The sequence below is a fragment of the Caballeronia udeis genome (assembly GCF_001544555.2).
Lineage (GTDB): Bacteria > Pseudomonadota > Gammaproteobacteria > Burkholderiales > Burkholderiaceae > Caballeronia > Caballeronia udeis.
The window spans coordinates 53,237-76,862 of record NZ_FCOK02000007.1; the positions used below are offsets into that span (position 1 = coordinate 53,237).

Consider the following 23,626-nt stretch of genomic DNA (forward strand, 5'->3'; position numbering starts at 1 on the left):
TGTTTTCTCACGACTGCGCTTCGCCAATCAGATCGCGCACGGCATCGAGCAAGGTCTGATCGTGGAAACTGCCCTTCGCCAGATAATAGTCCGCGCCGGCATCCAGTCCCCGCTGGCGATCCTCCGCGCGATCCTTGTAGGACACGATCATTACCGGCGTCTCGCGCAGTTGCGAATCGCGCCGGATCAGCGTCACCAGTTCAATACCGTCAAGGCGCGGCATATCGATATCGGTGATCACCAGGTCGAAACGCTCGCTGCGTACGGCGTTCCAGCCGTCCATGCCATCGACGGCAATGGTCACGTCGTACCCACGCCCGGCCAGCAGCTTGCGTTCGAGTTCACGCACGGTCAGCGAGTCGTCGACCACCAGCACGCGTTTTCTCGCCGCGGCGACCACGCGCGCCGTGCCCGGCGAGACACGCCCGAGCTCACCGTCGACGACCAGCTTTTCGACCGCTCGCAGCCAGTCGTCGAGGTCGGCGATGAGCAGCGGATCGCCGTTTTCCATCAACGCGCCCGCCGCGATGTTCGGTACCTTCCCCAGGCGCTTGTCGAGCGGCTGCACGACCAGCATGCGCTCGCCGAGAAAGCGGTCGACCACCACGCCGTAGCTCGCCGCGCCCTGCCCGATCACGACGACGTTGAGCGTATCGCTGACGGTATCGAAGGTGCCTGAGCGGAGGATCTGGTGAGCCGTGACGATGCCAAGCCGCCGGCCCTCGAACGCGAAATGCTGATGCCCTTCGAGCAGGTCGATCGACGCCCGCGGCAGCACCAGCGTGCGAGTGACGTGAGCAAGCGGCAGCCCATACGGCTCGCCGTCCACTTCAACAATCAGGCTGCGGATCACGGACAGCGTCAGGGGCAACTGCATCGCGAAACGCGTGCCGACGAGCGCTTCCTGCGTGACACGCAGGTTGCCGCGCACCTGCCGCACGACGTCCTGCACCGCGTCCAGGCCAACCCCGCGGCCGGAGACGTCGGTGACGGTGTCGCGCATGGAGAAGCCGGGCAGGAACAGGAATTCAAGTAGTTCGGTGTCCGTCAGACGTGCGGCCGTGGTCTCGTTGGCCAGGCGCTTCTGGACGATAGCCCGACGCAGCGCGTCGAGGTCCACGCCGCTGCCGTCGTCGCTGACACTGATGAAAAGCGAACCTGCGCTATGGCGGGCTTCCAGCGTAATCGTGCCTTCCGGTGGTTTGCCAAGCGCCCGGCGCAGCGGTGGCGCTTCAATCCCATGATCGACCGCGTTGCGCAGCAAATGGCCGAGCGGCGCTTCGAGCAGGTCGAGGATGTCGCGGTCCACTTCCGTCGCTTCACCGGCGATCACGAAGCGCACTTGTTTATCGAGCGAACGCGCGACGTCGCGGACCATGCGCGCAAAACCGCCAGTGGCATCGACGAACGGCCGCATCCGGCATTCGAGCGCTTCGTCATAGAGTTGCTGCGACAGATGCGTCGAGCGCCGGTCGTAGTTTTCCAGCTCGGCCAGCCGCTCGCCGAGCTGGCGATGCGCTTCCGCATTGAGACGGCGGACTTCATCCAGCGCATCGAGCGTGCGCGCGTCGAGCGCCGCGGTCGGAGCTGCCGATGCAGTCGAGGCCGAGGTCGCCGCCTCGGTCAGCGACTCGTGCAGGAAATCGAGCGCCCTGCTTGCGTCGCGCTGGATCCGCTTCACGCGCAACATGGATTGAGCGAATGGTTTGAGCCAGCGCGACTCAACCAGCGATTCGCCCGAATGACTCAGCAAACGGTCAAGCGTATCAGCACGAACGCGCAGCATGCGAGCCGGCTCACGCAGCTCGACGGAGCGGGCCGGCTGGTGAGATGTGCCTTCCACGGCCTCTGCGGCTTCCACTGCTTCCTGAGTTTCCTCAACCGCCGGCGCCGGGAGCGTCAGCTCATGCGATAAATCGACGTGAGCGTCAGCCTGAGGCGCTTCAAAAACGGATGAGGGCGGTGCGGTGGTAAGACCGTCCATCCGTGCATTCAATGCGTCGACGAATGCGTCCACGTCCATCTGCGACAGGGTTTCGTCACCCGACGCCTGGCCGATCCGCAAGATCAGGTCGACGCCGCTCAACAGCAAGTCGATCATGCCGGCATCGACTCCCACACGCCCTTGCTGCGCGCCGACGAAGCAGTCCTCCATCACGTGCGCAAGGCTCACGCCATCCGGCACACCGACAATCCGCGCCGCGCCCTTCAGCGAGTGTGCTGCCCGCATGCAGGCTTCAAGCGTCACCGGATCGCGCGGAGCGCGTTCCAGCGCGAGCAGGCCGTCACTCAGGATCTGCGCCTGCACCCGCGCTTCTTCACGAAACAAGTCGATGAGGGACGGCTGGCCGCGGCCTGTTTCAGCGCCGCTCATGTGAGGCTCCGGTTCAAGGTCTCGAAAAGTTTGGCCGCATCGAGCAGGCCCACCGTCCCGCCCTTCCACGCCGTCACCGCCAGCGCGTGCGACGCCGACATGCTGGCTATGGTCGCCGGGACGGGCTGAAAATCCGCACGAGCGAACCGATGCACGCCATCGACGGCATCGACGGGGAAAACGATGGGGTTGCCGGGGTTGTTGCCTGATCCGTCCAGCTCACCGGCTTCGCCGCCCGGCTCAACGACCAGCAGGCGCGCAAGATCCCGGGCGTCGATGCCATGCTGGTGGCCCTGCCGCTCAGGTCTGCGGCCGTCCTGCCCGACCACCGATGCAATTCCGAACAAGCGCGCCAGCGACGCGCACACGAGCAACGTCCCGCGCACGTTCACCACGCCGAGCACCGCCCGGTGGCGCCGGTGCGGCAGCGAGTGGATCGGCCGCAACTCGGCGACCTGCTGGAAAATCGTGGTGGGTAAACCCAGCCATTCGTCGCCGATGCGAAATACGAGCCACGACGTGGCATCCGCCTCGCGGGCCGCGTATTCACTCAGCGACTGCTCCGTCTGGCGATGCAAGCCCTCGTGTCCGAGCACGGCATCGGCGACTTCTTCACGGTCCAGCACGCGCGCCGCGGCGGCATCGTGCACAGGGCAGTTACGGCAGTGGATGTAACCGGCCAGACGCGGGCACGAACCGTCGCCGCGAACGCCGATGCGGTTCCAGCAGTCGTCGATCGGGGCATCGAAGCGCCACGTCGATGGTTCGGCCGAAGCTGAGACCAAATCAATATGCGCTGCTGTTTCATCTGCTTCGACGCTCACGAATTGCGGGTCGCGTGGATCACTCATGGCGGCCTCCTGATGAACGTTCAGCGCGTTCAGCACGTTCGGCCCGCGCCAGCAACAATTGCGCGCCCGCACGATCACCTTCGAGCCGGAGCACGGCGGCGAGATGCGTCAGCGCCTCGCCATGTCCAGGGGCGAGATAAAGCGCCCGTTTGTAAAAGCCTCTCGCGTCGCTTTGCTCACCCCGCGCATCCGCGATCACGCCGAGCAGGTAGTACGCGTCGGCGCTGGCCGGATGCGTCTCGAGATACCTCCGCGCGATATCGGCGGCTTCGGGCAAAGCGCCGGCGTCAGCAAGTACCTGAGCTTGCCTGAGCGTGCCCGGTTCGACGGCAACCGGCGCGTTCGTCGCGATTTCAGGCGTTGCACGCGGCGCACCGGTAGCGGGCGAGCCGAATGAGAAAGGGCGGCCGGGTGCATCGTTCAGGTTCATCGCCAACACGGCCCGATGGCCGAACGTATTGGTCACGCTGGCAGCCCCGCTCGATCCGGCAATCGGCGCCTTTGGCATCGCTACCCGCGCGGCGAGTTCCATTGCCCTCTCGGCACTGGCGATGGCAGCAAACAGCGCCCGCGGCCGTGGCCCAAACCCCTGTTCGTCCCAGCCGCGCTCACCGCCCGCCGCCGGCCGCGCGCCGCCCGCCAGCTTGTCCCCTAACCCGCCTTCCGGACGCCCGAACGCGAATGCCAGCACCAGCTTCGCCGACGCCATGCCTTCACGCATCATCAGCCCTGTCTCCGCCGGCCCGACAAACAGCATCCCGCCGGGCGCGAGCAGGCCGTCCAGTACCCGCATGGCCGTGTGCTGCGTCGCCCGGCCGAAATAGATCAGCACGTTGCGGCAAAAGACGAAATCGAAGGGTTCGAACGTCAGCGGATCGAGCGTCAGCAGATTTGCCTGGCGGAATCGCACCCGCTCCGTCACGGCAGGCAAAAGCCGCCACTGGTCGCCGGCCGGCACGAAAAAACGCTCGCGAAAACCAAGTCCGCGGGTACGGAACGCGTTGCTGCCGTAGTGCGCGTGACGGGCGATATCGAGCGCCCGGCCGCTGATGTCGATTGCATCGATGGAAAAGCGCTCGGGCGAAATTCCCGCATCGAGCATGGTCATGGCCGCGGTGTAAGCTTCCTCGCCCGTCGAGCAAGGCACGCTCAGGATCCGCACCGGCTTGGACGGCTGGTCGAGAAGCCGGACACGCGCCAGTCTGGCCAGCGCGTTGAACGCCTCGGCGTCGCGGTAGAACCACGTTTCCGGCACGACCACCGCTTCGATCAACGCCTGCAATTGCTCCGGTATGCCATTCACCACAAGCCAGAACGCTTCAATGCTCGCGCGCGACTCGTCCAGACCATCGGCACCCGCTGCGCGCCACGCGGCAAACCGGTCCGAGACAGCCCGCTCGATCGCTTTCTCGCCGATAGACGTGGGGTCCAGACCCATCGTCCGTTGCAACAGCCCGGCGAACTGCATGACCCGCGCGTGCGGGAGCGGCTCGCGATGGCTTTCATTCATCGCCTGGTGGGTGTGGAACGCCTGCGCCGCCCGACGGGCCTGATCGGAAGTGGAAAGCTGCTTCATGCTTCGCTCTGCGTGAAGAGTTGCGCCTGCACGTGTTCCGGCAACAGGTGTTCAATGCGTACCCATTGAACGAGGCCCTGCGTGTCGCGTGCGAGCGGCCCGAGATAACGCGCGTTCGCCGCCTCGACACCGGCGGGCCTGAATGCGGTGCGATCGAGCGTCAGCGTGCGCGTGGCGCGCTCGAGCAAGATGCCGAGGCGCTTGTGTTCGACGCCCGTCAGGGTCTCGTGCGGGTAATGGACCAGCGCCAGGCGCGTAGACAAACGCTCGTGTGAACGCCGGCCAAGTGCAAGCGCGGCCAGGTCGATGACCGGCACCGGTAAAGATTCGTAATCCAGTACGCCCGCGATCCAGTCCGGCACGCCGGGCATCGCCTTCAGCGGCACGAGCGACAGCATGCGTTCGACCTGCGAACTGTCGATCACATAACGGTCGTTATCGAGCGTGAACTGAACGAAGAGCATGGTCTCAGCAGCCAGACGAAAAATCGGCAAGCGCGCGGGTCATCACGTCGCCACCTTGAAGCGTGACACCCCGGTGCGCAGTCCATTGGCGGTGTGCGTGAGATCGTCGATCGCTTGCGTCGACTGGCGCAGCGACTCGGCCGTCTGCTGCGCGGCTTCGGACAATTGGGCGAGCGCCTGCGTGATCTGGTCAGCGCCGGTCGCCTGCGTCTGCATGCCTTCATTGACCATCACGAAACGCGGTGCGAGCGTCTGCACCTGCTGGATGATCTGCGACAGTTGCCCGCCGACCTGCTGCACGTCCGTCATGCCGCGGCGGACTTCCTCGGAGAACTTGTCCATGCCCATCACGCCCGCCGCAACCGCCGACTGGATCTCCTTCACCATCTGTTCGATATCGAAAGTGGCGACGGCTGTCTGGTCTGCGAGACGGCGGATCTCGGTCGCCACCACCGCGAAACCGCGCCCATATTCGCCGGCCTTTTCCGCCTCGATCGCCGCATTCAGCGACAGCAGGTTGGTCTGGTCGGCGACCTTCGTAATGGTGGCCACCACCTGGTTGATATTGCTCGCGCGCTCGTTGAGGATCGCGAGCTTGCCGTTCACCGACCCGGCCGCTTCCATCACGAGCCGCATGGTGTCTTCCATCCGCGTGAGGCCCACCTGGCCGGTACCGGCCAGCAGCGCCGACTGTTCGGCCACGTTCGACACTTCGTTCATCGTGCGCACGAGGTCGCGCGACGTCGCAAAAATCTCCCGCGACGTGGCCCCGATCTCGGTCGTCGTCGCGGCGGTTTCGCTTGCGGTAGCCTGTTGTTCGCGAGCGGTAGCGGCAATTTCAGCCACCGATGTCGTGACCTGCACCGCCGACTTCTGAGCCTGTCCAACAAGACCGGTGAGCTCATCGGTCATGCGGTTGAAGCCCGCTCCCAGTGCGCCGAACTCGTCTCCGCGCTCCAGCTGAAGCCGCTGCGACAGGTCGCCGGTGCGCATGGCATCGACAACTTCAACCAGCCGCTGCATCGGCACGGCGATCGCCCTGAGCAGCAGGAACCCGGCCCATGCCGCCACCAGAATGGTCACCACAACGACCACTAGCAACGTGATCTCGGCCTGGCGGACGGAATCGCGAATGCTCTTCGACGAGGCCGTCTGCTGGTCGTTGTTGTGCTCGACAAGCGCCCGCACCACGGTCCGGCCGGTTTCCCAGACGGGCGTGAGTTGAGTATTGAAGGCCGCCGCGGCAGCCGCCTTCGACCCCGGCAAATCGGCCAGGATCTGCTCCGCGATCGGAGCATAAAGGGAACGCTGCTGCTTGAAATCGTTGAAGAGACGCCGGTCGGTGTCTTCAAACACCGTGGCCGCGTACTGGTCGAGCAGCTTGTCAAGCGATTCACGGGTTTCCGCGATGCGCTGCGTGTCGCGGCGGATCTGGTCCGGATCGTTATCGATAAAAATAAGCCGCTGGACCACCGTGTAGTTTTCGAACCACGCCGCACGGATCGTCGTTGCGAGATAGACGCCCGGCGACGAATCCTCTTCCTGACTGCGCGCATCACGGTCGATCGCACCGAGCAGGATGTATGAACAGGCGGCCATGACCAGCATCAGCGCGAGAATCACGCCGAAGCTCACAAGAATCCGATTTCGAATGGTTAACTGCTTCACGCATGAACCTTTTCAGTAGGGTTGGGCGCAAGCGCCGGCAGTGGGCGCACCGCACCCCATCTCAAAAAGGGTGCGGCGCAATTTTAAGACGGAAAACGAAACGATTTGCGGATAAATACAGGCTTTTGTCCGCCAGGCGCTAATCGAATGACGTCACCCGCCAAAGTTGTGCACAGAAATTGGGGACCACCCTGTTGACAACCTTCTGACAAACCCCGGAACGCATTGAATGGAAACGGTTTTCAGGCTCTGCTTCAAAGCGCGGGGACCAAGCGGATCGAATCGTTTCCGGCGGCGAAGTTGTGCACACAAACTGTTGAAGGCCCTGTGGACAAGCGTGAGGTTATCTTTTTAAGCCTTTGATAAATAAGCGTAGTTCCGGGTCGATCCGTTTTGAACCACGCGAGAGCGGCTGCTGACGGCACGTTGCCGCCCGCGCAACGACTGGCGAGTTATCCCCAGCAATTGTGGGCAGGCTTGTTGATAAGCCCGGGGCTCGACGCTTAAGTCACTGCACTGATGCAGCACGATTGAAACTCCGTGACTGAAAAGCGCCCTGCACACGCCGATGTTCAGGGAAGACGGAACGCCGGACGCTTCGCCCGCGCGACGGGGATCGCGCCGGTCCGGCGGATCACCTCTTGAATACGCGTGAGCAAATCGTCGGCTTTATATCGATCGTCCTGGCTCAGCCGTTCAGCAACGGTGTCGAATGCCTGGTCGATACGCAGCAGGATCGCTTGCGCCTCAGCGCGTTTCAGGCCCAGGCGCTCGCCGTACGCAATCAGCTGCCCGGGCACGGGGAAAACCTTCGACTTGTTCAGGTTCAACGCCATCCTGCCGTCGAGCAACGGATAGATGCCCGTGCAGACGACATCGTAGATGGGCGACAGCCGACGTGGCCCGGTGGGATCGGCATAGATAATGCCGATGTTCTTCATGTGCGCGTCCCCATCGCGAAGAAAACACGACAGCGCCACACGCTCGAACAGGCGGATAGATTGCGCACGGAAATCGGCGCCGGTGTAGACCTCCACCGCCCGGCCGATCATCTCGTAACTGCCGCGGTATTTGTCGTTGCCGGTCAGCACGCTCATGTCTTCGAAACCGAGCGGCGTGCCGTCGGGCGCACGATCGAAACGCGCCATCACGAACAGCAAGCCGTCATTGGAGAGCCAGAAATCCGGCACGTCGAAGCCCGCCTCGCGCGCCACCGACATGCACAGGAATTCGTTGCGGGCAATCCCCGCATAGTCATCTCCTTCAGCCTTCACGATCACCGTGGTCAGCGGCAAGGCCGCGTGGGCGTCGAGCGTTGCGACGCTGGCGGGAACCTCGGGAGCGAGCGGCACCACCGTCTTCGGCTGCACGCCGGAAATGCCCGAGCCCAGGGCATATTTGCTTACCAGCCGTTCGAACAATTGTCCCGATGGCGAGGACAGCAACTCGTCCAGCCGCTCGCCCTCGCCTTCGGGCACTGTCTGGCCGTGCAGCGCATAGGTGAGCCTGCCGATCTGGTTCCGCCCGGCGAGGAACAGCAGGAACATGTCGCTGGGGGTGCCGAACCGCGCCAGCCGTTCTTCGATGATGTACCGCAGGTAACCTTCCGGTCGATTCATTGCGAATACGTTCATCAGCGCGCCGCTGCTGTAGCTCTTGCGCCGCACAGGCATGGTCAGCGACACAGCCGCGTCCGGCTCGACCTCACCATAATTGAAGACGAACGTGCTCTCCTTCGCCAGCAAGCCGGCCATGCCCTGCGGCGTGTGGACGTCGAGCCGGCGGATTTTGTCGAAGAGCTGTTCCAGGTCGAACGGCGGCGCAGGCTTGAGCGACGACGGCGTGCTCATTCGTCCTCCCTGAAGAAGAAGTCCAGATCTTCGAAGACCACGGTGTCTTTCGGACGCAGCGTGAAGTCGTAGCCAAGCGCGTTGGCGATCCGGCAGAGCTCATGAAGGCCCACGTTCTGCCCGCCTTCCGCATTGGTGATTGTGCGCCGGGACACGCCGGCACGATCAGCCAGCGTCTGCTGACTCATGCGACGCTCGCGCCGCAGCGAGCGGAGTTCCGCTGCCACACGCTCGAAATTGCTGATGGGGTCCGTATATTTGCGCGTCATGATGCGCAATCATAGGCTACTTCTTTCATTTACGCACTATTATGCGCACTTCCGTTCGTGGAATTCTTATTCGGTTTTGCGCATTATTTTGCGCAATTTCATATATTTATGAATAAATGCGCGCCAAGATGCGCAAATTGATCTCCGAAATCAGCTTCCACGATAAAACGCCGCACTAGCCGGCGTGGGCGTCGCCGGCCGGGCCGCGCCACCCTTGCCACTACCGGACGATGCAGCCGCCGGATTCGCCACGCCCGGCTCCATATACGCGGGGGCACCCTTCCCTTTCTCCTTCTGCCCCGGCGGCGGTGCGGACGGCGCAGCACGCATGTCGGCAAGCATTTGCGTGCATGGCAGCGGCTTGTTGTTACTCGGCGCGATCAACGGGATCAGCGCGGCAAACGGGTTGAGCAGACCGAGCCCGACCGCCGCCGCGCCGCGCACCGCCAGCGCGCCGGCACTTACGCCTACATGGGGGTCCTTGAACGTCCCCTTCACGTACAGCGGCGAGCGCAGCGAGAACACCCGGAAACCCTTCGTGTGCGGATGAATGTTCAGATCCATCTCCTCGGTCTTCAGATTGACCGTGCCGTCCATGTTGATCACGGCGTCGTCGGTATCGAGGGCGAACACGCGCGATTCCAGCACACCATTGGTCGCAACAAAATCCGCTGCCGCACAGTTGATCTTGACATCGTGCTTGCCGAAGAGCTTTTCATAGACAGCGTTCGCCACGTTCAGCCCCGCCGCTTCCATGTACAACCGGCTGACCGTGCCTTCGGTGATCAGCGTCTTGACCTCGCCGTTCATGGTTCCGGCGAGTGCGGCGGGCGAATTGCCCGTCGCCGATAACGCCGCGTCCCCGTTCACTTCACCCAGCGCCGACTGCATGGTCTTGACGGTCGGCAGCAACTCCTTGAGCTTCAGATGCCGCGCCGAGGTAGAAAAGCGGCCCTGGAGCGGCTCCTTACTGCCATCGAGGTGAATATCCGACGACAGCGTCCCGCCCGCCACGCCAAATGCCAGCGGTTCAAACGACAGCACGCCATCTGTCATCACCACGTGCGCATGGAGGTCGGTGATCGGAAGCGCCGGGTCCTTGATGATCTTGCGGCCGGTGAACTTCACGTCGGCATCGATCGTCTTCCATCGATCCGTCTTGAACTCCTCGGTCGGCAGCGCCTTCGACGACGGCTGTTTTGCCGTGTCGCCGCGCTTCGCTTTGCTCGCGTTCGAGTCCGCCCCGATGATCGGTGCGAGATCGGAAAACTGCAGCAGGTTCGACACCAGTTCGCCCGACAGCTGGGGCCGCGGCTTGCTTCCCGTGAACGTCAGCGAGCCGTTCAGGTCGCTGCCGCCCACGCGCCCGGTGAAGTTCTCGTACTTGAAGACGTTGCCGTCAGCCCGGAACTGGCCGACGAGCCGCCCTTCCGTTGAATAGGGCGGTGTCGCCGGCAGTGTCACGCCGACGATCGGATACAAATGCTCCAGGCTCACGCCCTGCAGCCACAGCCTCAAGTCGAGCGCGGCGAGATGGGCCGGGTCCGTCACGGTCCCCACAAATGCAATATGCGTGTCTCCGATACGAACATCCGCCTGCACGGGAAACGGGCGCATGGCGTCCTGCAGCGCGAGCACGCTGCCCACCTTGCCGTCGCCGGACACCTCCACGCTGTTGTATTTGCCCTTCGCCGACCAGCCGATGCCATAAGACTGCACGGACGGCTTCGGTCCTTCCTTCGTGGCGATGCTGGTGTTCGCCGGGACGCTTGCCGGGTTTGGCGCGCTCGCATTCACAGCGGCAGCGGCCGACGCCGCGGATGCAGCCGACGCAGCCGCTGCCTCAGATGCCGCCGCTTCGCCGACTTGCTGGTTCAGCTTGGCCGCGCCGCTCTTGCCGACCATCTGGGCCGACGATTTCTGCGATGCCGCTTCCTGCTGCTTCATGACATCGCCGATAGGAATCACCTGGCCGAGCGTATTCACCACCACCTGCATGTCCGCTTTCGTGATCTCGTCCGCATAGGCGATATTGCCTTTGTCGAGCGCGATGTCATGCAGTTGAAGGTTCCAGGTTGACGGTCCGGTCGACTGCTTGAACTTGAACGTCCAGTTATTGCGGTTGTCCTTGAGGCGTTCCAGATCGATCGAGGGATTCACCAGGTTGATCGATGGAATCACAATGTCGTGCGCGAGCAGCGGCAGGATCTCGACCTGGAAATCGATCTCGTCCAGGGTCGCGAAATACTTCTGTTTGGTCCAGTCGGGATTCGCGACCGTGATTTTTTCCGCCGAAAAACGCGGCCATGGAACCCAGCGGCGCCAGCCGGTTTCACCAGGCGGGCGTTGCCAGCCGACCTTCAGGTCGCCGGTAATCTGGAATTGCCGCCCGATTGCCTGCGAGACTTTATCGTCGACCCAGGGACGGGCCCGGTTCCAGTCGAACGTCAGGAACACGATCACCAGCACGGCAATCATGATGATCAGAACTGCAACGATCCACGCGGCTGTTGTTCTGATTTTCCGGCCCGGCGCCATAGCAGCTCCATTAATTTTTCTTGAAAAACCGCACAGCACATCCCGTGCCCGGCGATGATACCGGTCCCGCCGTGCCCGACGCCTGAAAAGCCCGATCGTAACGCGCCCACCCCTGGTAGCTGATACCTGATCCAGGGCTTGCTTAAGCAATGGTGATTTATGATTGCGCTCCGAGATCATTCGCCGAGCATGTCTTCGCCATGTCCACGCCAGCCGACACCCCCCTGATTCGCGCGACAGCGCTCACCCGTCGCGATCCCGTGCGCGACCTGCTCCTGCTGCATCCCACCGCGTTCAGCTTGTCCGGCGGCCAGCGCGCGGTTGTCACGGGGCCGTCGGGCTCGGGCAAGAGCGTGTTCCTGCGTGCGCTTGCGCTGCTCGATCCTGTCGATGACGGTGTGATCCAGTGGCGTGGAAAAACCATCGTGCGCTCGGGTATTCCAGCGTATCGGCGCCGGGTGGCCTACATTGCGCAACGCCCGGCCATGCTCGATGGCAGCGTGGAAGACAACCTGCGCTATCCGTTTTCGCTGAAGGTTTATCGCGACGTGCGCTTTGATCGCGAGCGGGTCGTCATACTGGCCCGCCGGGCAGGCCGCCAAGCCGATTTCCTCGATAAACGCGCGAGCGAACTATCGGGCGGCGAAGCGCAAATTGCCGCGCTGATACGCGTGCTGCAGGTGGACCCCGACGTGCTGCTCCTCGATGAACCGACTGCATCGCTCGATCCGGCTTCCGCGCTGGAAATAGAAGCGCTCGTCGGTGCCTGGTTCGACGATCGACGGGGTGAACGCGCCAGCATCTGGGTGTCGCATGATCCTGCGCAGGCGCTGCGTGTGGGCGAGCGCCAGCTAGTGATGACCGCGGGGACATTGTCATGATCGGCTATCAGAACCTGAGCCTGCTCGACATTGCGATCGCGGCGGCGCTGATCGCGGTGAACGGGGTGTTGTCGGTTGCGCTGAAGCTCGACCTGGAGCGCAAGCTGGCATGGGCAGCGGTGCGCACGGTCGTGCAACTGCTCGCGATCGGGTACGTGCTCGGCTGGGTCTTCCAGTTTTCACGCTGGTACGTCGTATTGCCGTTGATGGCGTTGATGACGCTGATAGCGGGACTGTCGGCATCGAATCGCGGAAGGCGCACATACCTTGGGCAGCGGGTGGACAGCGTCGTGTCGATCTGGGTGAGTTCGTGGCTGGTGGCCGCGGTGGGACTGTTCGTCGTGATCCGGATTCATCCGTGGTACGAGCCGCAATACGCCATCCCTATTCTCGGGATGATCCTCGGCAACACGTTGACGGGCGTGTCGCTGGGCATCGAGCGGATGACGGAGGAACTGACAGCGGGACGCGGCGCGGTGGAGATGTCGCTCGCGCTCGGTGCGACGCGGTGGGAAGCCGCGCAAGGGCCTGCGCGTCAGGCCGTACGCGCAGGCATGATCCCGACATTGAACCAGATGACCGTCGTGGGACTGGTGAGTCTGCCGGGCATGATGACAGGTCAGGTGCTGGCTGGGCAATCGCCGCTGCAGGCAGTTCGGTATCAGATCGTCATCATGTTTTTTATCGCCGCGTCATCGGCCCTCGGAACGGTGGGCGCCGTGTTGCTGACCTACCGGCGGCTGTTCTCGCCGGAACACCGGTTCATGGCGTCGAAGCTGGTGGAGCGGGAAAAGCCGAAGCGCGGGTGAAAAAACCCGGACACAGCCGGCGAACTACGTGCCGCCCGGCCGCCTCGCCAAAGCGTGAATCAGCGACTCCAGGCGGGCGAAGTCGACCGGCTTGGTGAGGTGATCCAAAAACCCGGCATCGCGGCATCGGCGGATGTCTTCGTCCATGCCGTAGCCGGTGATCGCAACCGATGGTTTTCCGGGCTGCAAGCCGGTCCACGCACGGGCGACCTCGAGCCCGCTGCCGTCGGGCAGGCCGATATCGCTGACCAGCAGGTCGAAGGTTTCGCTCCCGGCCAAAGCAAGCGCCTCGGCGACCGTAGTGGCCACGCCGACCTGATGCCCGAGCACCTCCAGCACCTGCGCCATGGCCGACGACGTGTATTCGTTGTCCTCGACAAGCAGCACCTTCAGCGACCGCACGATCTCATCCGGGTCCTTTGCCGCGAGAGGCGACGTTTCGTCCTCGGCCCCTGACTTGACGAGCGGCAGCGTCAGCGTGAACCGCGCGCCTTTGTCGCGCCCATCGCTCTGGGCGGTCAGCGTCCCGCCATGCTTCAACGCAAGCGTACTGGCGATAGCCAGGCCCAGCCCCAACCCGCCGAATGCCCGGGTGATCGAATCATCCGCCTGCTCGAAAGCCGAAAAAATCCGCGGCAACGCTTCCGCGCTGATCCCGATACCGCTGTCGGTTACCGAAATCGCAATGGTCGACGCATCAGGATTCCACATCCGCACCGCGATACGCCCGCCCGCCGGCGTGAACTTCACCGCGTTTTTCATCAGGTTCCACACGATCTGCTGCAAGCGCGCGGCATCGCCGAAAACCAGCGTGGATGTAGCGCCCAAGGTTGTTTCCAGCGTCAGGCCCTTGCCGCGCAGATCGGACTCCGACATATCGAGCGCGCTCGACATCAGCGTCTCCAGCACCACATTCGCGAAGTTCAGCGACAGCTTGCCGCGCGCGATGCTGGTCAGGTCAAGCAGATCGTCGATCAAGCGCGCTTCGAGTTCCACATTGCGCCGGATCAGCTCGAGCGTCGCCTGCGCGTCGGCGGGCAGCGCGTGGCGAATTTCCAGCAAACGTACGGCGGCGACAATAGGCGTCAGCGGCGTGCGCAATTCGTGCGACAGCACCGCCAGGAAGTGATCTTTCGCCCGGTTTGCGGTCTCCGCCTGCTCCTTCGCCACGCGCAAGGCGTCGGCGGCCATGTGCTCTTCGGTGACGTCACGGATGATCTTCGAATAGCCGATCAGGTCGCCGTTATCGGCACGAATCGCCGTCGTGACGCCCGAGGCGAAAAACGAGCGTCCGTCGCGGCGCCACAGCCACCGGTCGTCGCTCGCACTGCCCTCGGCCTGGGCCGTTTCCAGTTCGCGGGCGAATACGCAGGTATCGCGATCTTCCTGGCCATAGAACACCTCGGCGGACTGCCCGACCACGTCGTGGGCCGCGAACCCGAGAATCCGTTCCGACGCCGCATTCCACGTCCGTATGCGGCCTTCCTGATCGAGCGTGATGACGGCGTAGTCCTTGAGCGCATCCACCAGCAAGCGAAAGTGCGTTTCCGTCTCGCGCAGCGCGCGTTCGACCGCAATCCGCTGCTGGCGCTCGGTGCTTTCGGTCAACGCACGCCGCACGACCGCCGGCAGCCGTTGCAAGCGCTGTTTCAGGACGTAGTCGGTGGCGCCCCGCTTGAGCATGTCGACTGCATGCTCTTCGCCCAGCACGCCGGAGACGAAGATGAACGGTGTATGCGGCACACGCTCGCGAGCGATCGCCAGCGCTTCGACGCCGGAGAACACCGGCATCACGAAGTCCGCGAGGATCACATCGAAGCTGGATGCTTCCAGCGCCGCTATGAAACCCTGCTCCGTGTAGACGATTTGCACGTCGACCTTATAGTCGGCGCGTTCCAACTGCGTCAAGGTCAGTTCCGCGTCGAGCGCGTTGTCTTCTACGAGAAGCAGATGCAAGGGCTGCATGGTCAGGGCACTCAGGCGAACCGGCGCACGCGATACTGCCGGGCGGGTCGCATCGGGCAAAACAACGAAAGGACCAGCGGGCCCAGGCCGCGAAGCCGGGCGCCGTGCAGGAGGAAGACGACAGTGTGCACCAGATTCATTCCGGCACGGACTGACGGCGAACTCGCATGGACCCGGGCGGCGGCTCGTTGAGCACAGCCCAGAACACGCCGAGATCGGCAATTGCCTGCACAAATTCATTAAATTCGACCGGCTTCACCACATAGGCGTTCACGCCAAGCGCGTAGCTGCGAATGAGATCCTGCTCCTCGCGCGACGACGTGAGCATGACAACCGGAATCGACTTGAGCGCCTCACTGGTACGGATGGTTTCCAGCACCTCCATGCCATCTATTTTCGGCAGCTTCAAGTCGAGCAGGATGACCGCCGGATTGCCTGGATTGCGTACGCTCCACTCGCCTTCGCTACGCAGGTAATCGATCGCTTCCTGGCCGTCGCGCGCCACAATCACTTCATTGGCAAGCTGACTCTTGCCGAGCGCCACGAGTGTCAGTTCGAGATCGCTGGGATCGTCTTCGACAAGCAAAATGGGTTTCAGCATAGTCCGGGATGGCGGGTTTGACGGGTTTGAAGAAGCGCGATAGCGGGATCAATCAGTCAGGCATGGCACGTTCAACTCGACGATGACGACGGTCCTGGCTTGCGCCGCATGCCGGCAGTGTTTTGGGTATTGGCGGACTCGGCCCTGAACACCTTCGGCAGCGAAAAGTGAAACGCGGCGCCCTCGCCTTCGCGGCCCTCGGCCCAGGTCCGGCCGTCATGCCGCTCGATGATGCGGCGTACGTTCGCCAGGCCAATACCGGTGCCGTCGAACTCTTCCGCGCGATGCAGCCGCTGGAACACGCCGAACAATTTGTTCACATACTTCATATTGAAACCGACACCATTGTCCCGTACGCTGACAATGTATTCATCGGCGGTCGAATTGACCGACAATTCGATTTTCGCCGATTCTCGTGTCCGCGTATATTTCACCGCATTCGAAAACAGATTGCGCAGCGCGATCTGCAGGAACGCCGGATCGCCCGTGACGCTGGGCAGTTCCGGTATAACCCATTCCACCTTTCGGCCCGCTGTCTCGGCGCCAAATTCCTGCGCGACCGATCTCACCAACTGGTTCAGGTCGACGCTCACCGGGCGCAATGCGGCACGGCCCATTTGCGAAAACGTGAGCAGGTCATCGACCAGCACGCCCGCAAAACGCGCCGACTCGAGCATGTTGTCGAGGAACCGCTTGCTGCGCTCGGACAGCTTCTCGCCTTCGCTTTCCCGCAGCAAATCCCCATACCCGGCGATATGCCGCAGCGGGGCGCGCAAGTCGTGCGAAACGGAATACGAAAACGCCTCGAGCTCCTTGTTCGCGCGACGCAGTTCATCCGCGAGTTCCGCCAGTTCTTCCGCCCGGCGCAGCACGATGTTGAGCATGCCCAGCCGGAATTCGCCCGCAATTTCCAGTTCCACCGGGTGCCATCGCAGCGACCGGTTGCGCACGGTTTCGAGCCACGGCGCGAAGTCCTTGCGCGGCGCGACACCGCCGTCCTGGCTCGACACGCGTTTGACCGGTTCGCCCGCCCACGTGATCGTGCGTGTTGTTTCGGGACGGAACCAGATGACGTAGTTGCGAAAAATCTGTGAGATCGGCACGGCCAGGATCCCGCTCGCGGTGTCCGTGTGATGCGACGCACGCGGCCACGCTTGCGACAGCGCGTCGGTCGCGTAGACACCCGACGTGCCCGACGCCAGCCACTGCGCGAGCGCGAGCACGGCCTCCTGATCCGGCGTGGAACCCACCAGCGTGGCCTTGCCGTCCACCACGATCGCGGCCCCGGTCGATCCGGCGAAACACAGCAAATCGTCAGGCGCCGACTCAAGAGCCGCAAGGTAGTCGTCCTGCTCGGCAAGCGTGCCCATGAGCTGCGACATCGTGCGTCGAAGGCTCAGCAGATAGGCCGTCTCGGCACGCTCCTCCTTCGCCTCGATCTGCAGCGACAGCAGTTGCCCCAGATGCTCGATTGCGACACGCACTTCGAACGGCACGAGACGCGCGTCGTGGTCGTGGCAGGAAATCAGGCCCCAGAGCTGCCCGTGCACGACCAGCGACACCGACATCGACGCATGCGTACCCATGTTGCGCATGTAACCGAGATGAATCGGCGAGAAGCTGCGCAGCGCGGCATACGTGAGGTCGGTCGGGCGGCCCGTCACAGGGTTCACAGGCGGCACGAGCCGCGCGGACTTCGCGTCCGCGTTGGCGACAAGCCGCACGCGCTGCTTCACGTATAACGCGCGCGCCTGCCGTGGGAGGTCGGAGGCGGGAAACAACTGGTGCAGGAACGACGTGTAGCCGTCATCGATGTGCTCCGCCAGCACCTCGCTGCGGCCCTCGTCGTCGAATTTGTAGAGCAGCACGCGGCCGAAACCGGTCATTGCGCGCACTTCGCGCACGGCAAGTTCCACGAGGCCGGTCAGGGTCGCCACGTCCTGCAGGCTGCGCGTGAAGGTACGCACGAGCGGATACATCGATGCAAACACGTCTGCTGTCGGATGCCGCGCAACTTCGAGTTCGACGATCAGGTTGCCGTCGTGCCGGTGCATCGTGATGTCGAGTTCAGGACCGTCCGTTGCCATGGCCAGCCGGCCCTGTGCGGTTTCACGCGGACTGAAGAGCGGGTTGTCGATGACGCCGACATAGAGCGGCGCTTCGTCGAGCATGGCAGTGGCAGCAGCATGAGCAATCTTTGCCGCAGCCGCCGCGCCAATCACTACGTCCACCGGCTCGCCCAGCAGTTGTTCCATCGGGATGCCCACGAGCGCCGCAATATTTTCGCTGGCCTGCAGGAGGGTGAAGGTGCTTGAGAGACACAGCAGGTAACCGTGCGGCTGGATGCTGCCCGGAATGTGGATCGGCTCGGCGTCGCACGGCACATTCGCCGCTTCCGCTGCGTCCGCCGTGGGTGCCGCGAGTGCCGTGGGTGCCGAGCTTCCCGGCGCTGCACCGGGTAGCACAGGCGTTGTTCCGCTCGCGCTTGAACGCGGCAGGTCGCCGGGATCGTTCTGTGCGCGCATGGCCGCCGTATCGGGCGACAGCGGCTCGGGCCCGCTGCTCATGCCGTTGCCCCCGAGCCTGCGCGGACGTTGCCGAGCCAGTCGTGCAACCCGTCGAACGTGGCTATTGCGGCGTCCACGGCCACATCGTACTGCCCGGGTGGCACATTCGCGCTCGCGGTCTCACGGAACGTGTTCCACATGCTGCCCGTGCGCAAGCCGTAACCTTCAAAATAAGCGTTTCCATAACCGCTTTGCAGACCGAACAATATCGCGACGTGTGGCGCTATGAATCGTCCTCCGAGTGTGGAACCCTCCATCACGTACATGGAACCGAACAAGCGGCCGATGCTGTCTATCGCAGGTAGCCGTTCAACTTTTGTCACCCTGTTCGCGTGGTCTTTATCGCCGGTCAGGAGCGCCAGGTCCGACGCCAGCAGCAACGCCTTGCGACGTCCGCCGAAGAAGTCGCGCAGAGGCGCGGGCATGGCTGCCGCCACCGCGTCCTCCCACGGCGCAACGTATCCATAAAAACCCTCGAGCAAAGCCACGTAGTCCTCACGCGGCCATTCAGCGCGCATCAGGTCCAGTGCGTTTTCCAGCCGCGTGTGGCACTCGGCGGTTTCGGTTTTCAGACGGGACAGGAGATCGTATTGCATGATCCATCCGATAGAATTTTGCCGCGGGTTTGCCGCGATGTTGATCCGGATGCCGAATGCCGGAATCCGTGCCGGACCCGGCGCACGGCGTGGCGGCAGTTCGTGGTGGCTGCGGCATGGTCCGGCATCTCATCCGGACCGGCGGGGACGTCGAGCGCTGCCGATTCGCTGTCCCGGACTTCACACCGGGTCGGCATCGATTACCGATGCACACGTCGGCACGCCCGCAAAATGGTAGAAACAACTGCAGCGGAATCGATGAACGCCTTTCTCAGCTTGCCTCGCACGCGATGCGTGCACGCTCTCCGATACCGCGCGCCCATTCTACGCAAGAGGCGCTTTGTTGACCACGGGCAGCAACCGGCGCTGTTGCATGACGGCTTGTGTGACTGACGGGCCGGCGCACGCACTGCCCTCGCGCGGCTCATCCCTGTGACGCCGGACGTTGCTGGGTATCGTCGTGGGATGTCTTGCCTTGCTGCATCATTACAATCTCGTCGTACTGATATTTCCCTTCGTTCACTTGATATCGAGCCGCTTCTTCATTGAGGCGGTGATGCGTTGCCGTGTCTTTGCGTACTGGCTCCATGGATCGGTCTTGAGTGCGTCCAGGCGTTCATGCAGATTGCCGATATTCCACTGATCGCCGCTTGTGGTGGCATCGAGTTCATCCCAGCCGATAGGTACCGACACCCCCATGCCCGGCCGCGCACGCAGCGAGAACGCGGCAACCGTGCTCGAGCCGCGGTTATTGCGTAAATAGTCGACGAATATCTTGTCCCGGCGATTCTGCTTGCCCATCTTCGCCGAGAAATACCTGGGCAGCGTGCTCGCCATATGCTGCGCCACCGCCTGCGAGAATCCCTTTACTTCGTCCCAGCCGGCCTGCGGCGTAAGTGGTACGACCACGTGCAAACCTTTGCCGCCGCTTGTCTTGCAGAACGATTCAAGGCCGAGTTCCGTCAGCAATTCACGCGTGAGACGGGCGGCCTCCTGCATCCGGTCCCAGCCGAGGCCGTCGCCCGGATCGAGATCGAAGACCATCCGGTCAGGTTTTTCGAGTCTGGCCGCGAGCGCGTTCCAGGTGTGCATCTCGATCGTGCCCATTTGTGCCGCGCCCACCAGCGCGCCGACGTTTTCTATCGTGATGAGCGCCGGGTGACCGGGGTCGATGCCCGGGTGCTGCTTGACGTTCGGAATGGTCAGCTTTTCGCTGTGCTTCTGGAAGAACAGTTCGCCGGTAATGTCCCCGGGAGCGCGCACCAGCGACACGGGCCGGTCTTTCAGATGCGGCAGCATCCATGGCGCAACGGACTCGTAGTAGAGGGCGAGATCGAGCTTCCTGGTCCCCGCCGATGGATCGATCACACGATCGGGATGACTGATCTTCACACCCGCGACAAGCTCGGTACCAGCGGGAGCGCGCTGGGCTTTTTTAGCGGCGGTCTTCATTGCAGTCTTCACGGAAGCCGGCTTGGATTTATTGGCCGGTTTCTCCGCATCGGCGGTCTTCGCCGTGGTTTTTTTCGTCGCCGCTTGCACCGCGCGAATCGCCTTCGCCGCGCTTTTGGCTGCGGTCTTCTTCGCGGGCTTCCGGTTTTTACCGTTATCTTCGTCTGTATCGTCCAACACGGCCTCCTGCGTCGATTTCGGCACTTCCCTGACAATCTCACGCGCCGGCTTGTCGTCCCTCAGGCTGACAAACGACGCCTGTCGCACGATCCGCTCCGACGTCCATTCAGCGAAATTGCACTCGGCAACGAGTTCCGGCTTGACCCAATGCACCGGCGTCCGGCTACGCTCCTTCGGCGCGCTGGCGAACGGCATTGTCTCGACTTCGCGCGCATCGAGTTGCTTCTTGACGTCGCGCAGGGTCGACGCGTCGAAGCCGCTGCCCACGCGCCCTGCGTATTGCAGTTTGCCGTGTGCGTCATATACCCCGAGCAATAACGCGCCGAACTGCCCCCGGCTGCCCGACGGTTCCGAATACCCGCCGATCACAAACTCCTGCCGGCGCCGGCATTTCAGCTTGATCCACGCGCTGCTGCGTCCCGGCGTATAACCGCTGTCGCGCCGCTTGCCGATAATCCCCTCCAGCGCCATGTCGCAAGCGCTTTTAAGCAGATCGTCGACGTTGAATTCGTTAAGCAGATCGTCGACGTTGAATTCGAAGTCCGCGGAGAAACGCAGCGCGTCGTCATCGACCGGTTCCAGCAGCGCCTTCAAGATCGCTCGCCGCTGCACCAGCGGCACGCTGCGAAGGTCGTAACCGTTGAGGTAAGGGACATCGAAGAAATAGACCGCGATGTCTTGCGGACGATTGGCGTCGAAGGCGTTCTGAAGTTTCTGGAAGTTCGGCAGGTCGTTGTCGTCAAGCACGACCGCCTCGCCGTCGAGCCACGCGGTATCCACATCAAGCCGGCCCAGCGCCTTGACCTGACGACTGAACTTGCCGGTCCAGTCGTGGCCGTTGCGCGTGAAGATCTGCGTGGATTTCTCTTTCGATGCAGCCCGGCGATCGATGCGCACCAGGATCCGATAACCATCGAATTTGATTTCGTACGACCAATCATTGCTCGATGGCGCGGTATCCACGAGGGTCGCGAGTTGGGGTTTCATGGTGGCGGGAAGCCGCGCGCGCACCGCGTCCTGGATCGCGGGATTATGGCTAAGCGTACGCAGCGATTCAGCGCTCCGGTTCGCCACAATATCCGGACGCGGCCGCTCCGGGCTCTTGCCTTGGTCTTTCACGGCCGGCCGCTTCGGCGATGGCGCGGCCTTCGTGGTCCTGCTTGTCCTGGCAGCGGTCTTCCGCTCGGTCCTTTCGCGTACTTCACCGCTCTTCGTGCGTGCGCCCAGCGAATCGCTCATCACGCTGCCGGGCTGCTTGAGCAGCACGTCGTAGTCGGCTTCGTTGCGGGCTTCGTCGTCGCGCTCCTTGATCAGCAGCCATTGCTCTTTATCGCCATTGCCGCGCATGTTGCTGCGCACGAGCGTCCAGCCGCCCCGCAACTTTTCGCCGTGCAGGACAAACTTGAGCTTGCCCTTCGCATAGGTTTCGCGGGCCTCGTCGATATTCCCTGACTGCGGCTCCCACGTCCCGCGATCCCACACGATCACGCTGCCCGCCCCGTAATTTCCCTCGGGAATATCGCCTTCGAACGAACCGTAGTCGATCGGATGATCTTCCACATGCACGGCCAGCCGTTTCACCGACGGATCGAGACTCGGCCCTTTCGGTACCGCCCACGACTTCAGCGTGCCATCGAGTTCGAGACGAAAATCGTAATGAAGACGCCGGGCATCGTGCTCCTGGATGACGAACGAAAGCGCGCTTGCCTGAGCTTTCTTCGACGCGCGCTTCGCCTTCGCCGCCGTCTGGCCGGATGGCTCGGGCGTCTGGTTGAAGCGCCTCATGCGCTGATAGGTTTCCAGTTTATCGGTCATCGGCGGATCGCTTTTCCTGCTGCGTGGGTCGTGTTTTAACGCCCGGCTCAAGGCGTCAAGACAACGTCAAGCGCGTTTGCGGCGCGTTGTCGTCTTGCGCGCGGGTTTGGCCGCCGGCTCCGCGGCTTCGGTTTCAGACGTGTCATCGTCCGTGCTATTGCTGCCTTTGGCGCCGCGTCTCGCGGGCTTGTCCTTCTTCAGACTGCGCTTCAACAACTCGGACAAGTCGAGGATCTCCGCCGACGCCTTGCGCGGCTCACCTTCTTCAATCTCCGACACCTCCTCGGTCTTTCCTGCCTTCACCTTCTTGTTGACGAGCGCCATGATGTCTTCGCGGAACGTATCGTGATAGTCGTGCGGGTTCCATGTCTCGGTCATGTCGTCTATCAAGCGCTGCGCCATCTCCAGTTCTTTCGGCGATACCCCCGCTTTCTTCGAGTTCTCATCGGGGAACTTGAACTCGTCGAACTCGCGCACTTCGTCCGCCCAGCGCAAGGTGTTGAGCGCCAGCGCCGGACCAACCGGAATCAGCGCGGCCAGATGCTGCTTGTTGTGCAGCACGACGTTTGCTATGCCCACTTTCCCCGACGCCTTCAACGCATCGCGCAGCAACGCATACACCTTCTCGCCCTTGCGATCGGGTGCGAGGTAATACGGGGTATCGAGCGAGAGAAAGGAGATTTCGGGCGCTTCGACGAACGCGAGGATATCCACGGTCTGCGTCGATTCCGGATTCGCCGAGCGAATCTCGGCGTCGCTCATCACGACGTATTTGCCCTTCTCATACTCGAAGCCCCGCACAATGTTCTCGCGCGTGACGTCCTTGCCCGTGTTCTTGTTGAATTGCTTGTAGCCGATAGGGTCCATCGAACGCTTGTCGAGCAGGTTAAAGCCGACCTTCTCCGACTGCGTCGCCGGATAAAGCTGCACGGGGACGTGGACCAGCCCGAAGCTGATCGCGCCTTTCCAGATCATGTGTGGCATGGCGAATGACCTTTGCCGGAGAGCCGCTCTGACGGCGTGACGGGATAAACGGCTAACAACGCTCAACAAACGATTAACAAACGATCAACACGCGCAGATGAGCGCGTGGCCGTTATCACGCTGCAGAAAACGTGCCAGATGGGACAAGCGCGCGCCGGCCTGGGCGGCGCGGCGGACTACCACCGC

The 23,626-nt window shown here is 62.9% G+C and carries 17 protein-coding genes; 3 read left to right on the forward strand and 14 right to left on the reverse strand.

Annotation, left to right across the window (positions count from 1 at the left end; translation table 11 throughout):
- Positions 1 to 7 precede the first annotated feature (7 nt).
- The 8 genes from AWB69_RS07465 to AWB69_RS07500 all read right to left on the reverse strand — a co-directional run bounded on the left by AWB69_RS07465 (position 8) and on the right by AWB69_RS07500 (position 11,590).
- Positions 8 to 2,374 carry a hybrid sensor histidine kinase/response regulator gene (locus tag AWB69_RS07465; protein WP_062083837.1) on the reverse strand — a complete coding sequence of 789 codons (2,367 nt, stop codon included), beginning with the start codon at positions 2,372 to 2,374 and terminating at the stop codon, positions 8 to 10.
- Entirely contained in the window at positions 2,371 to 3,225 is an 855-nt protein-coding gene (locus tag AWB69_RS07470) for a chemotaxis protein CheW (RefSeq protein WP_082913299.1), read from the reverse strand. The genes AWB69_RS07465 and AWB69_RS07470 overlap by 4 nt, the downstream gene beginning before the upstream one ends.
- Positions 3,218 to 4,801 carry a CheR family methyltransferase gene (locus AWB69_RS07475; RefSeq protein WP_231937016.1) on the reverse strand — a complete coding sequence of 528 codons (1,584 nt, stop codon included), beginning with the start codon at positions 4,799 to 4,801 and terminating at the stop codon, positions 3,218 to 3,220. Before AWB69_RS07475 ends, AWB69_RS07470 begins: the two co-directional genes overlap by 8 nt.
- The gene (locus AWB69_RS07480) at positions 4,798 to 5,295 is read right to left on the reverse strand and encodes a chemotaxis protein CheW (protein WP_331712661.1); all 498 of its coding nucleotides are present in this window, start codon (positions 5,293 to 5,295) and stop codon (positions 4,798 to 4,800) included. The genes AWB69_RS07475 and AWB69_RS07480 overlap by 4 nt, the downstream gene beginning before the upstream one ends.
- Before the next feature lie 12 nt (positions 5,296 to 5,307).
- Entirely contained in the window at positions 5,308 to 6,933 is a 1,626-nt protein-coding gene (locus AWB69_RS07485; protein WP_062083843.1) for a methyl-accepting chemotaxis protein, read from the reverse strand.
- Between the two features lie 572 nt (positions 6,934 to 7,505).
- Positions 7,506 to 8,783, reverse strand: a complete 1,278-nt coding sequence (locus AWB69_RS07490) for a type II toxin-antitoxin system HipA family toxin (RefSeq protein WP_062083852.1) — start codon at positions 8,781 to 8,783, stop codon at positions 7,506 to 7,508.
- Positions 8,780 to 9,052: a helix-turn-helix domain-containing protein gene (locus AWB69_RS07495; RefSeq protein WP_062083854.1), complete on the reverse strand. Its 273-nt coding sequence runs from the start codon at positions 9,050 to 9,052 to the stop codon at positions 8,780 to 8,782. Before AWB69_RS07495 ends, AWB69_RS07490 begins: the two co-directional genes overlap by 4 nt.
- A 150-nt stretch (positions 9,053 to 9,202) precedes the next feature.
- Positions 9,203 to 11,590, reverse strand: coding sequence for an AsmA family protein (locus AWB69_RS07500; protein WP_062083856.1), 2,388 nt, complete (start codon positions 11,588 to 11,590; stop codon positions 9,203 to 9,205).
- Positions 11,591 to 11,790: 200 nt separating this feature from the next.
- Here AWB69_RS07500 and AWB69_RS07505 point away from each other — a divergent pair, with 200 nt between their 5' ends.
- Both AWB69_RS07505 and AWB69_RS07510 read left to right on the forward strand, forming a co-directional pair.
- Positions 11,791 to 12,471, forward strand: coding sequence for an ABC transporter ATP-binding protein (locus tag AWB69_RS07505; protein ID WP_062084074.1), 681 nt, complete (start codon positions 11,791 to 11,793; stop codon positions 12,469 to 12,471).
- Complete coding sequence (locus AWB69_RS07510) at positions 12,471 to 13,280, forward strand: ABC transporter permease (RefSeq protein ID WP_156528774.1); 810 nt, start codon at positions 12,471 to 12,473, stop codon at positions 13,278 to 13,280. Before AWB69_RS07505 ends, AWB69_RS07510 begins: the two co-directional genes overlap by 1 nt.
- Positions 13,281 to 13,304: 24 nt before the next feature.
- Here the strand turns inward: AWB69_RS07510 and AWB69_RS07515 are convergent, their stop codons facing one another.
- The 4 genes from AWB69_RS07515 to AWB69_RS07530 form a co-directional block, all read right to left on the reverse strand.
- A complete protein-coding gene (locus tag AWB69_RS07515) occupies positions 13,305 to 15,245 on the reverse strand; it encodes a hybrid sensor histidine kinase/response regulator (RefSeq protein WP_062083861.1) in 1,941 nt (646 codons plus the stop codon).
- 136 nt (positions 15,246 to 15,381) lie between these two features.
- Positions 15,382 to 15,846, reverse strand: a complete 465-nt coding sequence (locus tag AWB69_RS07520) for a response regulator (RefSeq protein WP_062083863.1) — start codon at positions 15,844 to 15,846, stop codon at positions 15,382 to 15,384.
- Between the two features lie 71 nt (positions 15,847 to 15,917).
- The gene (locus AWB69_RS07525; RefSeq protein ID WP_062083865.1) at positions 15,918 to 18,413 is read right to left on the reverse strand and encodes an ATP-binding protein; all 2,496 of its coding nucleotides are present in this window, start codon (positions 18,411 to 18,413) and stop codon (positions 15,918 to 15,920) included.
- Positions 18,410 to 19,009 (reverse strand): biliverdin-producing heme oxygenase, encoded by a 600-nt coding sequence (locus AWB69_RS07530; RefSeq protein ID WP_062083867.1) that lies wholly within the window; start codon positions 19,007 to 19,009, stop codon positions 18,410 to 18,412. The genes AWB69_RS07525 and AWB69_RS07530 overlap by 4 nt, the downstream gene beginning before the upstream one ends.
- On the opposite strand from AWB69_RS07530, the gene AWB69_RS07535 reads away from it, so the two are divergent.
- Positions 19,008 to 19,247, forward strand: a complete 240-nt coding sequence (locus AWB69_RS07535) for a hypothetical protein (RefSeq protein WP_062083870.1) — start codon at positions 19,008 to 19,010, stop codon at positions 19,245 to 19,247. The genes AWB69_RS07530 and AWB69_RS07535 overlap by 2 nt on opposite strands.
- A 281-nt stretch (positions 19,248 to 19,528) precedes the next feature.
- Here the strand turns inward: AWB69_RS07535 and ligD are convergent, their stop codons facing one another.
- Both ligD and ku read right to left on the reverse strand, forming a co-directional pair.
- Positions 19,529 to 22,456 (reverse strand): DNA ligase D, encoded by a 2,928-nt coding sequence (ligD, locus tag AWB69_RS07540; protein ID WP_062083872.1) that lies wholly within the window; start codon positions 22,454 to 22,456, stop codon positions 19,529 to 19,531.
- A 66-nt stretch (positions 22,457 to 22,522) separates the two neighbouring features.
- Positions 22,523 to 23,440: a non-homologous end joining protein Ku gene (gene ku, locus AWB69_RS07545; protein ID WP_062083875.1), complete on the reverse strand. Its 918-nt coding sequence runs from the start codon at positions 23,438 to 23,440 to the stop codon at positions 22,523 to 22,525.
- Positions 23,441 to 23,626: the final 186 nt, after the last annotated feature.

What these genes read in the sequence shown, in the direction of transcription:
- AWB69_RS07530 (WP_062083867.1), bottom strand. Translation starts at nt 19,009, where the DNA reads ATGCAATACGATCTCCTGTCCCGTCTGAAAACCGAAACCGCCGAGTGC.
- AWB69_RS07535 (WP_062083870.1), top strand. Translation starts at nt 19,008, where the DNA reads ATGATCCATCCGATAGAATTTTGCCGCGGGTTTGCCGCGATGTTGATC.
- AWB69_RS07465 (WP_062083837.1), bottom strand. Translation starts at nt 2,374, where the DNA reads ATGAGCGGCGCTGAAACAGGCCGCGGCCAGCCGTCCCTCATCGACTTG.
- AWB69_RS07475 (WP_231937016.1), bottom strand. Translation starts at nt 4,801, where the DNA reads ATGAAGCAGCTTTCCACTTCCGATCAGGCCCGTCGGGCGGCGCAGGCG.
- ligD (WP_062083872.1), bottom strand. Translation starts at nt 22,456, where the DNA reads ATGACCGATAAACTGGAAACCTATCAGCGCATGAGGCGCTTCAACCAG.
- AWB69_RS07500 (WP_062083856.1), bottom strand. Translation starts at nt 11,590, where the DNA reads ATGGCGCCGGGCCGGAAAATCAGAACAACAGCCGCGTGGATCGTTGCA.
- AWB69_RS07495 (WP_062083854.1), bottom strand. Translation starts at nt 9,052, where the DNA reads ATGACGCGCAAATATACGGACCCCATCAGCAATTTCGAGCGTGTGGCA.
- ku (WP_062083875.1), bottom strand. Translation starts at nt 23,440, where the DNA reads ATGCCACACATGATCTGGAAAGGCGCGATCAGCTTCGGGCTGGTCCAC.
- AWB69_RS07525 (WP_062083865.1), bottom strand. Translation starts at nt 18,413, where the DNA reads ATGAGCAGCGGGCCCGAGCCGCTGTCGCCCGATACGGCGGCCATGCGC.
- AWB69_RS07470 (WP_082913299.1), bottom strand. Translation starts at nt 3,225, where the DNA reads ATGAGTGATCCACGCGACCCGCAATTCGTGAGCGTCGAAGCAGATGAA.
- AWB69_RS07515 (WP_062083861.1), bottom strand. Translation starts at nt 15,245, where the DNA reads ATGCAGCCCTTGCATCTGCTTCTCGTAGAAGACAACGCGCTCGACGCG.
- AWB69_RS07520 (WP_062083863.1), bottom strand. Translation starts at nt 15,846, where the DNA reads ATGCTGAAACCCATTTTGCTTGTCGAAGACGATCCCAGCGATCTCGAA.
- AWB69_RS07490 (WP_062083852.1), bottom strand. Translation starts at nt 8,783, where the DNA reads ATGAGCACGCCGTCGTCGCTCAAGCCTGCGCCGCCGTTCGACCTGGAA.
- AWB69_RS07505 (WP_062084074.1), top strand. Translation starts at nt 11,791, where the DNA reads ATGTCCACGCCAGCCGACACCCCCCTGATTCGCGCGACAGCGCTCACC.